The sequence below is a fragment of the Flavobacterium degerlachei genome (assembly GCF_900106645.1).
Taxonomy (GTDB): domain Bacteria; phylum Bacteroidota; class Bacteroidia; order Flavobacteriales; family Flavobacteriaceae; genus Flavobacterium; species Flavobacterium degerlachei.
On record NZ_FNMV01000001.1, the window covers coordinates 21,768 to 37,136 of the forward strand.

Sequence of the window (15,369 nt, forward strand, 5' to 3'; positions counted from 1 at the left end):
TTATAAGTAAAAACTATTCCCTGAGACACTTAAATTATACCAAGGAGGTAGTGTAACAGGAGGATTCACATAAGCTGGATTACTATAGAAATTCATACTTTGGTGCGATACCCAAATACCATAAAACTGAAAAGCTTGCCCATCGACACGTTTCAAGCTAAAACTATCTCCTCCAGAACCATCTTTTTTAAGACATTTCCCATTAGAAACACCTCCAGAAGCACTATTTGTAAAAGAACCATTTCCTCCTGAAGTTAAAATGTAATCAACCCCATCAATAGTAATATTGGCCTGTGTATTCCAAACACCAAAACCGCCAGTACCATAGGACAAGGTTGCATTTGTCGAAAAGTCATATGTTGTCTGCGAGTGAACATTTATCACAAATAAGCACAGACATACTAGTAGCATCCCTATTTTTTTTCTAAACATAATTAATAAATTAGATATTATTCAATTGATTTAACTCTAAATCAAAGATTTTCACATCTATTCCTATCGGAAAACAAACGCAAAAAGCACTTATTACCAAAAAAGAATATCTGTAAAACAAAAAGATTTTTAAAATTTATGTAGACCATGGTGACCTACTTTAATTTACATAATTAAAAAATTTGTAAATTTTTAGAAGAGTAGTTATTTAATCATATGCTGTCCTTTTTAAATTATTTAATAGTTATAAAATTTGGATTGAAATCCTTTTAATTATAAAAAAATACTTAAGCAAAAATAAAATTTAAGCTCTTTTTAAAAAAAAATCTAAGCTCACTAACAAAACACAAATTGTTAATTATTCATTCCATTCTCAAACACAAAATCACCCTTTCTCCTATTTTGAATATCGTACTATCTAATCAAAAAAGAACGATACCTTAGTTCTGGAACAATTCATTTCTTTATTGTAAATCTGCCAACAAGAAAAATCTTTTTTAACGCGCTATGATCTATAAATAAGTAACAGAATAAAACCTACATGCGAAAAAACGATCTACAAAAAACAAAAAAAAAGAATCTATTTAAAATTCCATCTTATGCTACAAACCTGCTCTTAACATTCTAATTTCTATCACAAGCATTAATCAACAATAGCATTGGACGAGTACTCAGATGCAACAAAATTACTATAATAATAAAAAAAAGAGTAACCCATTCGGACAAATCGATAGCCCATTCGGACATTTCAACAGCTTTTTTGAACAATTAATCGATTATTTTATATTTATTCGAGAATAACCTTACTTTTTTTTATAAATACTTAAAAGTGAGATTTAGTAAGACATCGACGAATTTTGGAGTGTAGTACTTTTTTTGAAAAAAAATTAATCCAACATACTATTCGAACGAAATTCTGAAGGGAGTTTGTCATGCTTTTTCTTGAATGCAGCACTAAATTTACTGGGATTGTCATACCCTACTTCGAGCGCAATTTGTTTGATTTGCATACTCGTATTCTGAAGTAACTGTAAGGCCAGTTCCATCTTCTTATCTATATTATATCGCAGAATCGAACTTCCGTAAACTGATTTGAAGTCGGTTTTTAATTTTGAAGTCGAGGTATTGAGTTTCTCGGCAAGTGCATCTATTCCAATAAAAGGTTTGGATAAATTTGTCGTGATTAACAATTCACATTTTGCTATTTTTTTATAATCAACAGAGCCTTTCTCTTGATAGTCATCTGCGCGATTATCAGCAAAAACATTTTTAAAAAAAGAAGTTAACAAACTCAAAGATTGCGCTTTCAAAATTGTTTTATTTAAAATATCCGTATTAAATGTCTTAAAAGTATCTAAGATTTCTTGGGATAATTCTACCGCATTGGGCACAATATCTTGATAGGACACAAAACCTTTATCTGAATCCAAAAACTTTTTAAAAGGAAGCTTAGAATCCAATTGATCTAGGGGAATATGATCTTGAATCCAACTTGGACTTACATAATAAATATAAAACAAACATTTAGAGCCTTTGTAAAAACAAGCACCTACATCGACCCCTGGTTTTTTAAAAGCCCAGAATTTATTTTGAAAAGGCATTTTATCAATAAACACATTATTCAATTGTACTTCGCTTTCAAAAACGGAAAATGTAATAGAATAATGCTCACTAGGAATATCAGGAGCATAGACTGATTTAATTACACTATCGTGCTTAAATTGCACATCAGTTATAGTAAGCCATAAGCCGTCATCAATTTTTCGATAACGCATAGACCCTTTGATAAATGGATTATTCCTTAGCACTAACTGCTCTTTAGCGATATGCTTGCTCCCAGGAGTTTTTATAGTTGACTCTATGAATAATTCGGGGGTATTTGCCACAAAAGGAAATTCAAAAAAACCTTCCTGATAGAATTTAAAATTAGGTGTAATAAATTGGAACCACTTTGACAAACTCATGCTAAAAACTTAAAAAAACATCCTTTAATACAATATTAACTCTTGCTCAGTTGCGGCATAAACCTCAAAAAGTGAGACATTAAACACTTCATTTTAAACAATTAAATAGGAAACAAATTAACAAAAAATATTTATACAAAAAAACACCTATCCTTCTTCAAGACGTAATTTCTATATTTTATACCACTTAAAGTTAAACAAAAAACTAGCTCAAAACAGGATACTTCGAATCCTAACTATTTAGTAATCACTAAATTACAAACAAACTTTAATATAGTACACTATGATAAAAGTTTAACACTACTTATTTGAAACTTAACCGTCAAAAAATAACATAATAACAATAAAAATGAACCGATAATATTTATTTGAACGTCGTAATATTTGTGTAAAAAAAAATCATTAGAAAACGACTTCAAAACACAATTAAAGCGATTATAAACAACAAACAAAGAAATAAAAAAATTACACCAAACCACAAGTTGTTATTAAATTCACAATAAAAACTCAACAAAACCATAAATACATCAAAAACAACCCCGAATAAAAAGCTTAAAACTACATTATTCTTAAAAATTACTAAAAAACTAAACTAAACAATCTTCCTAGTACTAAAAGTCAAATTAAACCAACCCTATTCAAGTTGGAAAACAAACCTTCAAAAAATCCAACTAGTTAACGGAACAAATAAATTTTGGGTATCGTATAAAACCGAATATCGCAATTGACCAATTAGAACTGTTTTTTAATTTTGTACATCTATTATAATTCACCACAATTACTGGCATTATAAAAATACACTTAAAAAATATTTAAAATGAGTACTACATTATTTGACAAAGTATGGGATTCGCACGTGGTGCGTAAAATTGAGGATGGACCAGACGTGTTTTTTATTGACCGTCATTTCATTCATGAAGTGACTAGTCCTGTTGCTTTTTTAGGTTTAAAAGAAAGAGGAATTTCTGTTCTATACCCAGAGCGTACTTTTGCTACTGCAGATCACAATACACCAACAATAAACCAACATTTACCAGTTGAAGATGCTTTATCAGCAAATCAATTGAAAGCATTGGAAGAAAACTCAAAAGAATACGGAATTAGCCACTGGGGTTTAGGAAACGTGAAAAACGGAATTGTACACGTTGTAGGCCCTGAAAACGGAATTACCTTACCTGGTGCAACAATTGTTTGTGGAGATTCACATACTTCTACACACGGTGCTTTTGGAGCAATTGCTTTTGGAATTGGTACTTCAGAAGTAGAGATGGTACTTTCTACACAATGTATCATGCAACCAAAACCTAAAAAAATGCGTATTAACGTAGTGGGAGATCTTCAGTTTGGAGTTACACCTAAAGACGTTGCATTATATATCATTTCAAAATTATCAACTTCAGGTGCTACAGGATATTTTGTAGAATATGCTGGTGAAGTTTTTGAAAACATGACTATGGAAGGTCGTATGACTGTTTGTAATCTAAGTATCGAAATGGGTGCTCGTGGAGGAATGATTGCTCCAGATCAAACAACTTTCGATTATTTAGAAGGTCGTTTATTTACTCCAAAAGGAGAATCTTGGGATTCATCTGTTGCTTATTGGAAAACATTAAAAACAGATGCTGACGCTATTTTTGACGAAGAGATCACTTTTCAAGCATCAGATATTGAACCAATGATTACCTACGGAACAAATCCTGGAATGGGATTAGGAATTACTAAAAGTATTCCAAGTTCAAAAGAGGTTGCTGAAGGAGAAGAAACCTATGTAAAATCATTAGGGTATATGGGATTCAATCAAGGTGATGCCATGATTGGAAAACAAATTGACTACGTATTCTTAGGTAGCTGTACTAATGGTCGTATTGAAGATTTTAGAGCCTTTGCTTCTATTGTAAAAGGAAGACAAAAAGCTGATAATGTTACCGCTTGGTTGGTTCCTGGATCACATGTTGTGGAAGCACAAATTAAAGAAGAAGGAATTCTTGATATTTTGACTGAATCTGGATTTGTATTGCGTCAACCTGGATGTTCTGCTTGTTTAGCAATGAATGATGACAAAGTACCTGCTGGAAAATATGCAGTAAGTACTTCAAATAGAAACTTTGAAGGACGTCAAGGTCCTGGATCAAGAACACTATTGGCGAGTCCGTTTATGGCTGCTGCAGCTGCCGTAACAGGAGTGCTAACAGATCCAAGAGATTTAATCTAAAATAAAAAATAACAGATGAATTTATTCATCTTATAAAATATACAGACAATGGCTTACGATAAATTTAATATCCTTACTAGTACAGCAGTTCCGCTTTCTATTGAAAATGTAGATACGGATCAAATTATCCCTGCTCGTTTCTTAAAAGCGACGGAACGTGTAGGTTTTGGAGACAACCTTTTCCGCGACTGGAGATACAATAATGATGGTTCTCCAAAATCAGACTTCGTATTAAACAATCCTACTTATAGTGGTAAAATCCTTGTAGGTGGTAAAAACTTTGGTTCTGGATCATCAAGAGAACATGCTGCTTGGGCAGTTTACGATTACGGATTTAGAGTAGTTGTATCTAGTTTCTTTGCAGATATTTTCAGAAACAACTGTTTAAACATAGGTGTATTACCTGTTCAAGTGAGTGCTAAATTTGCTGATAAAGTTTTCAAAGCTATTGAAGCAGATCCAAAAACAGAATTAGAAGTAAACCTTCCAGAACAAACAATTACGCTTAAAGCAACTGGAGATAAAGAATCTTTTGATATTTCAGGATATAAGAAAGACAATATGATCAATGGCTTTGATGATATTGACTATTTACAAAACATCAAAACTGAGGTAATCGCATTCGCTGACAAACTTCCTTACTAAAAAACAATTCTTATAATGCAGTTACTACGACTTCATCATAATTGATGATGAAAGTAACTGCTTTTATAATTTTATAAAATACAATTACACGACTTTCTATCGCATTTAGAAATCATCGTTTTAGCATCAAATTTAAAAATGGAAAAAAGAAAAGTTGAAATAATGGATACGACACTCCGTGATGGTGAACAAACCTCAGGAGTATCATTTTCTGCCGCAGAAAAACTAACCATTGCCCAATTATTACTGGAAGAATTAAATATTGATCGAATAGAAATTGCTTCAGCTCGAGTGAGTGAAGGGGAGTTTCAAGGAGTAAAAGGTATTATGGCTTGGGCCAAAGAAAAAGGATATGAAGACCGAATCGAAGTTTTAACTTTTGTAGATGGAGGTCTCTCTATCGAATGGATGAAAAAAGCGGGTGCTAAAGTTCAAAATTTATTGACCAAAGGGTCAATGAATCATTTGAAACACCAATTAAAAAAAACGCCTGAACAGCATTTTTCAGAAATTGCTGCTACAATTACCTTGGCAAATGAAAATAATATTGCTACTAATATCTATCTAGAAGATTGGAGTAATGGAATGCGCAATTCACCAGAATATGTTTTTCAGTTTTTAGATTTTCTAAGCACACAAGGAGTCAAAAGAATATTATTGCCTGATACATTAGGAGTCTTAATTCCTTCTGACACTTTTAAATTTATTGCACAAATAACTGCAAAATACCCAAACACACATTTTGATTTCCATGCACATAACGATTACGATTTAAGTATCGCTAATGTTATGGAAGCTTTGAAAGCAGGAATAAAAGGACTACATGTTACCGTAAACGGTATGGGAGAACGTGCTGGAAATGCACCTCTTGAAAGTACAGTTGCCGTAATAAATGACTTCATGCCGGAGATAGAAATCAACGTAAAAGAATCTTCCTTATTCTCAGTGAGTAAATTGGTAGAAACCTTTACAGGATATAGAATTCCCGCTAACAAACCTATTGTAGGAGACAATGTCTTTACCCAAACTGCAGGAATTCATGCAGATGGCGACAATAAAAACAACCTATATTTTAATGATTTACTTCCCGAGCGTTTTGGAAGAAAAAGACAATATGCATTAGGAAAAACTTCTGGTAAAGCCAATATTGAAAAAAACCTTCAAGAATTAGGATTAAAACTAAACCAAGAAGATTTAAAGTTGGTTACCCAAAGAATCATTGAATTAGGAGACAAAAAAGAAACAGTCACTAAAGAAGACCTACCTTATATTATCTCTGATGTTTTAGATAGTCAATCTTATCAAGAAAAAATCATAGTGGAGTCTTATGTATTGTCACACGCAAAAGGATTACGCCCTTCAACAACTCTTTGCTTGAAAATTGATGGAGAAATTATTGAAGAACACGCACAAGGAGATGGTCAATTTGACGCTTTCATGAATGCATTAGCAAAAATATATACCAGTAAGCAATTAACTTTACCAAAATTAATTGACTACGCAGTACGAATTCCACCAGGAAGTAGTTCTGACGCTTTATGCGAAACGATTATCACCTGGACAAACAATGGAAAAGAGTTCAAAACTAGAGGACTTGACTCTGATCAAACCGTTGCGGCAATTATTGCAACTCAGAAGATGTTAAACGTAACATAATCTATAGCCCTTTCGCGGAAGCGCTATGGGAAGCCAAGAATAAATAAATTAATAAACACAATCCATCAACAGCCACCCACCCACTTAAGGACGGCTGGCGGAGGAAAAAATCAATTAGTATGAAATATACAATCGCACTTTTAGCCGGAGACGGAATAGGACCAGAAGTAATCAATGAAGCCGTAAAAGTTTCTAATGCCATTGCAAAAAAATTCAACCATGAAATCACTTGGACGCCTGCACTTACAGGAGCTTGTGCCATTGACGCCGTTGGAGTTCCTTATCCTGATGAAACGCATGAAATTTGTATGGCTGCTGATGCTGTTTTATTCGGAGCCATTGGACACCCAAAATATGATAACGACCCAAGTGCGCCTGTAAGACCAGAACAAGGATTATTGTTGATGCGTAAAAAATTAGGCTTATTCGCTAACGTTCGGCCTACATTTACTTTCCCTTCTTTAATTGACAATTCTCCTTTAAAAAGAGAACGTATTGAAGGAACAGATTTAGTTTTCTTGAGAGAATTGACAGGCGGAATCTATTTTGGAGAAAAAGGAAGAAGAGACGGTGGAGAAACGGCTTTTGACAACTGTGTTTACACTAGAGCAGAAGTACAACGTTTAGCTAAAAAAGGTTTTGAATTAGCGATGACACGTACTAAAAAATTATGTTGTGTAGATAAAGCTAATGTATTAGAGACTTCTCGTTTATGGAGAGAAACGGTACAAGCAATGGAAAAAGACTATCCTGAAGTAACTGTAAGTTATGAATTCGTTGATGCAGTTGCTATGCGATTAGTACAATGGCCAAACACTTATGACGTATTGATAACAGAGAACTTATTTGGAGACATCCTAACAGATGAAGCTTCTGTAATTTCGGGATCTATGGGATTGATGCCTTCAGCATCAGTTGGAGAACACACTTCATTATATGAGCCAATTCATGGTTCTTATCCACAAGCAACAGGATTAAACATTGCAAATCCATTAGCAACTGTATTATCTGCAGCGATGATGTTTGAAGATGCTTTTGGTTTAAAAGAAGAAGCTGAAGCGATTAGAGCAGTAGTTAACAAATCATTAGAACAAGGAATTGTTACTGAAGATTTAGCAGCAAAAGGAGCTACAGTTTACAAAACAAGCGATGTAGGAGACTGGTTAGTTGCTAATTTGTAACAAACTGAAAATTCAAATTCTATAAATAACAAACAACTACCAAACTAACAATTACCAACTAAAAAAGCTGTCAATTTACATTGACAGCTTTTTGAATTTACAAACCTAGGAGAAAAACCCCCTACTTTAACAGCTCAGGGCAACTATCGCTAAGTAAAAAAAGATTTGACATTTTATTTACTTTTGAAAAAAGAAAATAAATCTATCTGAAAAACAAAAAAGGGGACAATTTACATTGTCCCCTTTTTTTATAGTTGTAGAAAAAAATATTAATATCCTCCTCTGTTTCCACCACCACGGTTTTCTCCACCACGGCTGTTTCCACCACCATAACCACCGCGTGAATCTCCACCACGACTGTTATTGTTAAAACTTCTTCTTTCTCCTTCTGGTTTTGGCTCAGATTTGTTAACCACAATTGCACGTCCTTGAACAGTTGCACCGTTCAATTCATCAATCGCTTTTTGAGCTTCATCATCATTCGTCATTTCAACAAAACCGAATCCTTTACTTCTTCCAGTAAATTTATCAGTAATAATTTTTACAGAATCAACTGCACCATAAGCCTCGAAAGACTCTCTTAAATCTGCTTCCTCAATACTGAATGGAAGGCTTCCAACAAAAATATTCATATGTACTTATTTATAATAATTGCAACAAATGTAATGCTATTTTTTTATAACACACTATATATTAGCTTATTTATGATTTTATTTTAATTTAGAAAATGGAAAAAACACACAAAAAGCCTAAATCCAAGTACATTTTAATTTTCACTTCCATCCTAATTGGTTAGCAACTGCTCTTTTATGGGAACTTTATAAAATATCCCTTGCTGAAAATTCAAAACAGCACCTGCCAATGGATTATTGTAAATGTTTTCAGCATTAAACTTAAAAGAGCCTGATACTGTATTCTCTATTGCATCATAATCCGTAATGATTATTTGACCATCGCCAATCCCAGTTCCTGTTGTAAAAGTAGTTGTCCCATTACTATCCGTAAGAACATAACTAGCTGTTTTACTAGTGCTTGTTCCTAAAGGATAGAGTTGTTCAACCATTGAAGTCGTCTTTAATGTAATCACTTCGTTACCAGAGTATGCCTCAATAACTAAAGATCCATTAGAATTTAATGTTGCTTTTGACTCTATAGCCCTCCAAAAGACATTGTCTTTTACCCCTTGAAAAGAAGGATTATTAAACCTTACATCTTCTGTACAGGAGATTAAGGAAAATAGCACGATAACAAAAAGGATTGATTTTTTCATAAAATGCGTCTTTATACAAACAAAAGTATGGTATTATCGTTAAATAAAAAGGATTCCCGACAAAAAACTGCATTCAAAAAAAGCGTAAAACATTCTTATTCATAACAATAATAACCTATTGTCAAATTAGAAAAAATAGTATATCTTTGCAGCCTTAATTAACAGAGGTCGAGTACCTCAAAATTTAATCATTTAGATTATGTCAGTAAAAATTAGATTACAAAGACACGGTAAAAAAGGAAAACCTTTTTACTGGGTTGTAGCAGCAGATGCTCGCTCAAAAAGAGACGGTAAATACTTAGAGAAAATCGGTACTTACAATCCAAACACAAACCCAGCAACTATCGACTTAAACCTTGATAGTGCAGTTAAATGGTTGCACAATGGTGCACAACCAACTGAAACTGCTAAAGCAATTCTTTCTTACAAAGGAGCTTTATTGAAGCATCACCTTGATGGTGGTATTCGTAAAGGTGCCTTAACTCAAGAACAAGCTGATGCAAAATTAGCTACTTGGTTAGAAGCTAAAACTGGAACAGTTGACGCTAAAAAAGAAGGTTTGACTAAAACTCAAGCTGATGCTAAAGCTAAAGCTTTCAAAGCAGAACAAGATGTAAATGCAAAACGTTTAGCTGCAGCTGCAAAAGCTGAAGCAGACGCTATCGCTGCTGCCGCTCCTGCTGTTGAAGAAGTTGCTGAAGTTGAATCAACTGAAGAAACTCCTGCTGCAGAAGAAAACAACGAAGAAACTCAAGCATAAATTTAGAAGCGAAGATGCGTAAAGAAGATTGTTTCTATTTAGGCAAAATCGCCAAAAAATTTAGTTTTAAAGGGGAAGTTCTTGCCTATTTAGACACGGACGAACCAGAGCTATACGAAAACTTGGAATCAGTGTTTGTTGAATGCAACAAACACTTGGTTCCTTTTTTTATTGAAAGTAGCTCACTGCACAAAAACGACTTCCTTCGCATTCGCTTTGAAGACGTTAGTAATGAAGAAGAAGCCGATGCCATCATAGGTAACGATCTTTATCTTCCAATAAAAATGTTACCCAAACTTAGCGGTAACAAATTCTATTTTCACGAAGTAATTGGCTTTGAAGTTGAAGACAAACGTCTTGGTTATGTTGGAGAAATCCAATCAATCAATGACACTACTGCTCAACCATTATTCGAAGTATTAAAAGGTGATATAGAAATCCTTATACCGATGATCGACCATTTTCTTGTCAAAATTGACCGTGAAAACAAAAAAGTTATCATGGATTTGCCAGAAGGTTTAATCGAAATGTATCTTTAGAAAAGCTTAATCGGTTATTTGTTTATTCGGTTATTGTTAAAAATCCAAATAAACACTCTTATACCATGTCAAAATTTCAATTCAAACAATTCTCAACAGAACAAGACCGTTGTGCCATGAAAATAGGCACCGATGGTGTTTTGCTTGGCGCTTGGACACCAATTGAAAATAATCCGTTTAGTATATTGGATATAGGAACTGGAACAGGAATAATTGCCTTAATGTTAGCGCAACGAAGTCATGCCGAACAAATTGACGCACTGGAAATTGACGAAGAAGCTTACGAGCAATCAGTCGATAATTTTGAAAACTCTCCTTGGAGCGACCGTTTATTCTGTTTTCATGCTGGCCTAGACGAATTTATCGAAGACCCAGAAGACGAATATGACCTAATTGTTTCCAACCCTCCATTTTACAGTGAAGATTACAAAACCGACAGCAGTCAAAGAGATATGGCACGTTTTCAAGACGCCATGCCTTTTGAAGATCTAATTGAAGCAGCCGCTTTGTTGCTTTCAGAAAATGGTGTTTTTTCAGTGATAATCCCTTTTAAAGAGGAGGATGCTTTTTTGGCTCTTGCCAAAGAATATGAGCTGTACCCACTAAAAATCACCCGCGTTAAAGGAACTCCCACAACCGAAATCAAACGCAGTTTATTAGCATTTGGCAGACAGGAAAATCCTGCAATTAATATTAATGAACTAATCATTGAAACTGCAAGACACCTTTACACAAAAGAATACATAGAACTAACAAAAGAGTTCTATTTGAAAATGTAATTGCATAAAAAGCACCTTCCAACACCCATTCCCTCTTTTTCATTTGCAGTCCTACCATATATAAGTCGCTAAGCTGCTATTTAATAGCAACTGTACTGCGTTGTTTCTAATGAAATAGTCATTCTATATTATTTATTTAAAAATATAACATTTCGTATTGGTTTTGTTATATTTCTTTATGTAAATTTGTCTCATAAAAACAACCAATCTTGCAATTAGCTGTGATTTTATAATAAATTTACCTAGCAACTGCCTTACCTCTATAAAAAACTCAATATGAAACCAGATTTATTTCAATCACCAGATTATTACTTATTAGATGATTTATTATCTGAAGAACACAAATTAGTACGTGATTCTGCACGTGCATGGGTAAAGCGTGAAGTTTCCCCAATAATTGAAGAATATGCTCAAAAAGCAGAATTCCCAAAACAAATTATAAAAGGTTTAGGTGAAATTGGAGGTTTTGGTCCTTATATCCCCGTGGAATATGGCGGAGCAGGATTAGACCAAATATCATACGGATTAATCATGCAGGAAATCGAACGTGGTGATTCAGGCGTTCGTTCTACTTCATCAGTACAATCTTCTTTAGTTATGTATCCAATTTGGAAATACGGTAACGAAGAGCAACGCATGAAATATTTACCAAAATTAGCCACTGGAGAATTCATTGGTTGTTTTGGTTTAACAGAACCAAATTACGGTTCAGATCCAGGAAGCATGATCACTAATTTTAAAGACATGGGAGACCATTATCTTTTGAATGGTGCTAAAATGTGGATTTCAAACGCTCCATTTGCTGATATTGCAGTTGTTTGGGCAAAAGATGAATCAGGAAGAATTCACGGTCTTATCGTAGAGCGTGGCATGGAAGGTTTTACAACTCCAGAAACACACAACAAATGGTCACTTAGAGCTTCTTCAACAGGAGAATTGATTTTTGACAACGTAAAAATACCTAAAGAAAATTTGTTACCTAACAAATCTGGACTAGGAGCGCCACTAGGCTGTTTAGATTCTGCTCGTTATGGAATTGCTTGGGGTGCAATTGGTGCTGCAATGGATTGTTATGACACAGCTTTGCGTTATGCAAAAGAAAGAATTCAGTTTGACAAACCTATTGCTGGAACACAGCTACAACAAAAGAAACTAGCTGAAATGATTACTGAAATAACAAAAGCACAATTACTAACATGGAGACTAGGTGTTTTGAGAAATGAAGGAAAAGCAACTACAGCTCAAATCTCTATGGCCAAGAGAAATAATGTCGATATGGCAATCCATATTGCTCGCGAAGCAAGACAAATGCTTGGTGCCATGGGAATCACAGGAGAATACTCTATCATGCGACACATGATGAATTTAGAATCCGTGATAACATACGAAGGAACCCATGACATCCATTTATTGATAACAGGAATGGATATAACAGGAATTCCTGCTTTTAAATAGCAACAAAACTATCACAGTATTTATAAATTCGATCGTAAAAGCTTCTTGGAAACAAGAAGCTTTTTTATATTTACACCAAAATACCAGCTATGACAATTCAGCATATCAACAACACTATAGAGTCGCAAAAAAATATTTTGTTGCAACACCCACTTTACAAAAAAGTCAAAACCATTGACGATTTAAAATGTTTTCTTGAAAATCACGTATTTGCGGTATGGGATTTCATGTCCCTATTAAAGGCTTTACAGTCAAAATTAACCTGTACCACAACACCATGGTTTGCTACAGCTAATCCGGAAACAAGATATTTAATCAACGAAATTGTACTTGCTGAGGAATCTGACATAACAATTGATGGTCGTCGTCAAAGCCATTACGAAATGTATATTGAAGCAATGAAAGATTGTGGGGCAGACACTTCGGAAATCGATGGCTTTTTGACAGAAGTACATTCGTTGCAAAATATATTTGTTGCGATAAAAGTAAGCGCGCTACACCCAAATGTTAAAGCGTTTCTCGACTTCACTTTCAGAGTCATTGAAGAAGGAAAGCCACATGAAATAGCAGCAGCTTTCACTTTTGGACGAGAAGATTTGATTCCCGATATGTTCACGGCAATCTTAAAAAACTTTCAGGAAAATTTCCCAGATACCGACTTAAGTAAATTGATTTATTATTTTGAAAGACATATCGAACTGGATGCTGATGAACACGGTCCTATGGCAATGAAAATGATAACCGAACTTTGCGAAGATGATGCGCAAAAATGGACAGAAGTTGAAGAAATAGCCAAAATGGCTTTAGAAAAACGAATTGGATTATGGGATGCTATTGAAGAAAGCATTACATCAAAAGTAGCCATGGCATAAAACCAATGTTACCTTATTAGCGTAACTGGTATTAGAATTCATTACACATTAATTTAAAACTAATGAAAAACACAATCCTAGTACTAGTTACGGTTTTATCAGCACTGCTTTTAGTCAATTGCAGTACAGAAAACCCCGTTTTTGACCCGAGACCTACAGCGCCTAGCTCACAACAAGCTACAGCTGAAAGCATCCCTATAGTAAAGACCCTAAATCACACTATCAATTACTTAGCATTAGGAGACAGTTACACCATAGGCCAAAGCGTATGCAGCGAATGCAAGTTTCCAGAACAACTGCAACAAAGCTTAAAAAACACCAATACTGCCAATACGTACTCACTAAAAGTAATCGCACAAACAGGCTGGACTACTACCAATTTAATTTCGGGAATCAACAAACAAAATTTGACGCCAAATTACGACTTGGTCACTCTATTAATTGGGGTAAACAATCAGTATCAGCACAAATCCTTTTCGATTTACGAGAAAGAATTCCCTGAATTGGTAAATAAAAGTATCGCTTTTGCGAATGGAGACAAAAGCAAAGTGATAGTAGTATCTATTCCTGACTACGCATACACGCCTTATGGCCAAGGTTCAGGAAACTCAGTAAAAATTTCAGCTGAAATCGATAATTATAATGCTTTTGCCAAAAAATACTGTGAAGAATATAACATTGCATTTATCAATATAACCGACATAACAAGAAAAGGATTAGCAAACACTGATCTAGTAGCGCAGGATGGTCTACACCCGTCAGCAAAAGCCTATTCGTTGTTTGTAGAACGAATAGCACCAATAGCTGCTAGAATATTAAACAAATAAAAAAGTCCCGAAATTCGGGACTTTATATTAATTCTCTGGAGCCAACTCCAGTTCTAAACCTTCTAAACTTTCTGTGATTGGAATTTGACAACCCAAACGACTGTTAGGCTTTACGTAGAATGCCTCTGAGAGCATCGCTTCTTCATCATCTCCCATTTCAGGTAACGCAACATCATTAAGAACATAACATTGACAGGAAGCACACATAGCCATCCCGCCACAAGTTCCTTCAACAGGAAGTTCGTAGGCTTTACACAGCTCCATGATGTTCATTGCCATATCTGTTGGCGCTTGCAATTCATGAACTACTCCTTCTCTATCTTTAATCTTTATTAAAACGTCCATTTTTTAAATATTGGAATTGGTTTGTTAATCGAATGTATGGTTTTGCGTTAGGGATAGAAGCATGCTACCGAAGTAGTGCGGATAGCCCGACCGCTTTTAGATAAAAAGGCGTATCACCGCAATGCTAGAAAGCCTTTTTATCTAAAAGTGGAAACGCCCTTATTAAAATTTAAAGAATATTCACAACAGTTTCAATTTGTGGAGCAAACTTCTTGATAGTCGTTTCTACCCCGGCTCTTAGTGTCATTTGGTTCACGCTACAGCTGGTGCAGGCTCCTTCAAGTCGCACTTTGACATGCTTGTCTTCCTCAATAGAAATAAGCGTAATATCACCGCCGTCAGAATTCAAAAAAGGTCTGATTTCTTGCAGGGCTTTTTGAACTTCAATTGTTAATTCTTCTGTTGTCATTATTATTCTATTTGAAAGATTTA

The 15,369-nt window shown here is 34.5% G+C and carries 16 protein-coding genes; 10 read left to right on the plus strand and 6 right to left on the minus strand.

Annotation, left to right across the window (positions count from 1 at the left end; translation table 11 throughout):
• Positions 1–432, minus strand: a complete 432-nt coding sequence (locus BLV91_RS00060; protein WP_091428312.1) for a hypothetical protein — start codon at positions 430–432, stop codon at positions 1–3.
• Positions 433–1,319: 887 nt separating this feature from the next.
• The gene (locus tag BLV91_RS00065) at positions 1,320–2,396 is read right to left on the minus strand and encodes a helix-turn-helix domain-containing protein (RefSeq protein WP_091428315.1); all 1,077 of its coding nucleotides are present in this window, start codon (positions 2,394–2,396) and stop codon (positions 1,320–1,322) included.
• 817 nt (positions 2,397–3,213) lie between these two features.
• On the opposite strand from BLV91_RS00065, the gene leuC reads away from it, so the two are divergent.
• The 4 genes from leuC (at position 3,214) to leuB (ending at position 8,090) form a co-directional block, all read left to right on the plus strand.
• A complete protein-coding gene (leuC, locus tag BLV91_RS00070) occupies positions 3,214–4,608 on the plus strand; it encodes a 3-isopropylmalate dehydratase large subunit (protein WP_091428317.1) in 1,395 nt (464 codons plus the stop codon).
• Positions 4,609–4,656: 48 nt separating this feature from the next.
• The gene (gene leuD / locus BLV91_RS00075) at positions 4,657–5,253 is read left to right on the plus strand and encodes a 3-isopropylmalate dehydratase small subunit (protein WP_091428320.1); all 597 of its coding nucleotides are present in this window, start codon (positions 4,657–4,659) and stop codon (positions 5,251–5,253) included.
• Between the two features lie 138 nt (positions 5,254–5,391).
• On the plus strand, positions 5,392–6,909 hold the full coding sequence (locus BLV91_RS00080) for an alpha-isopropylmalate synthase regulatory domain-containing protein (RefSeq protein ID WP_091428322.1): 1,518 nt from the start codon (positions 5,392–5,394) through the stop codon (positions 6,907–6,909).
• Positions 6,910–7,028: 119 nt separating this feature from the next.
• A complete protein-coding gene (leuB, locus tag BLV91_RS00085) occupies positions 7,029–8,090 on the plus strand; it encodes a 3-isopropylmalate dehydrogenase (protein ID WP_091428324.1) in 1,062 nt (353 codons plus the stop codon).
• A 269-nt stretch (positions 8,091–8,359) separates the two neighbouring features.
• Here the strand turns inward: leuB and BLV91_RS00090 are convergent, their stop codons facing one another.
• Both BLV91_RS00090 and BLV91_RS00095 read right to left on the minus strand, forming a co-directional pair.
• Entirely contained in the window at positions 8,360–8,722 is a 363-nt protein-coding gene (locus BLV91_RS00090; RefSeq protein WP_007137132.1) for an RNA recognition motif domain-containing protein, read from the minus strand.
• 152 nt (positions 8,723–8,874) lie between these two features.
• Positions 8,875–9,360: a DUF6252 domain-containing protein gene (locus BLV91_RS00095; protein WP_091428327.1), complete on the minus strand. Its 486-nt coding sequence runs from the start codon at positions 9,358–9,360 to the stop codon at positions 8,875–8,877.
• Positions 9,361–9,559: 199 nt separating this feature from the next.
• Between BLV91_RS00095 and BLV91_RS00100 the strand changes: the two genes are divergently transcribed.
• The 6 genes from BLV91_RS00100 (at position 9,560) to BLV91_RS00125 (ending at position 14,592) form a co-directional block, all read left to right on the plus strand.
• On the plus strand, positions 9,560–10,120 hold the full coding sequence (locus BLV91_RS00100) for a 30S ribosomal protein S16 (protein WP_091428329.1): 561 nt from the start codon (positions 9,560–9,562) through the stop codon (positions 10,118–10,120).
• 14 nt (positions 10,121–10,134) lie between these two features.
• On the plus strand, positions 10,135–10,659 hold the full coding sequence (gene rimM, locus BLV91_RS00105; protein ID WP_091428332.1) for a ribosome maturation factor RimM: 525 nt from the start codon (positions 10,135–10,137) through the stop codon (positions 10,657–10,659).
• A 65-nt stretch (positions 10,660–10,724) separates the two neighbouring features.
• Positions 10,725–11,438: a tRNA1(Val) (adenine(37)-N6)-methyltransferase gene (locus BLV91_RS00110; protein WP_091428333.1), complete on the plus strand. Its 714-nt coding sequence runs from the start codon at positions 10,725–10,727 to the stop codon at positions 11,436–11,438.
• A 276-nt stretch (positions 11,439–11,714) separates the two neighbouring features.
• Positions 11,715–12,893, plus strand: a complete 1,179-nt coding sequence (locus BLV91_RS00115) for an acyl-CoA dehydrogenase family protein (RefSeq protein WP_091428336.1) — start codon at positions 11,715–11,717, stop codon at positions 12,891–12,893.
• 89 nt (positions 12,894–12,982) lie between these two features.
• On the plus strand, positions 12,983–13,765 hold the full coding sequence (locus BLV91_RS00120) for a DUF3050 domain-containing protein (RefSeq protein WP_091428338.1): 783 nt from the start codon (positions 12,983–12,985) through the stop codon (positions 13,763–13,765).
• Positions 13,766–13,827: 62 nt separating this feature from the next.
• Complete coding sequence (locus BLV91_RS00125; protein ID WP_091428340.1) at positions 13,828–14,592, plus strand: SGNH/GDSL hydrolase family protein; 765 nt, start codon at positions 13,828–13,830, stop codon at positions 14,590–14,592.
• Positions 14,593–14,619: 27 nt separating this feature from the next.
• On the opposite strand, the gene BLV91_RS00130 is transcribed toward BLV91_RS00125, so the two are convergent.
• Together BLV91_RS00130 and BLV91_RS00135 are read right to left on the minus strand one after the other, a co-directional pair.
• Positions 14,620–14,937: a 2Fe-2S iron-sulfur cluster-binding family protein gene (locus BLV91_RS00130; RefSeq protein WP_007137124.1), complete on the minus strand. Its 318-nt coding sequence runs from the start codon at positions 14,935–14,937 to the stop codon at positions 14,620–14,622.
• Positions 14,938–15,106: 169 nt separating this feature from the next.
• Positions 15,107–15,346, minus strand: a complete 240-nt coding sequence (locus BLV91_RS00135; RefSeq protein WP_091428341.1) for a NifU family protein — start codon at positions 15,344–15,346, stop codon at positions 15,107–15,109.
• Between the last annotated feature and the right edge of the window lie 23 nt (positions 15,347–15,369).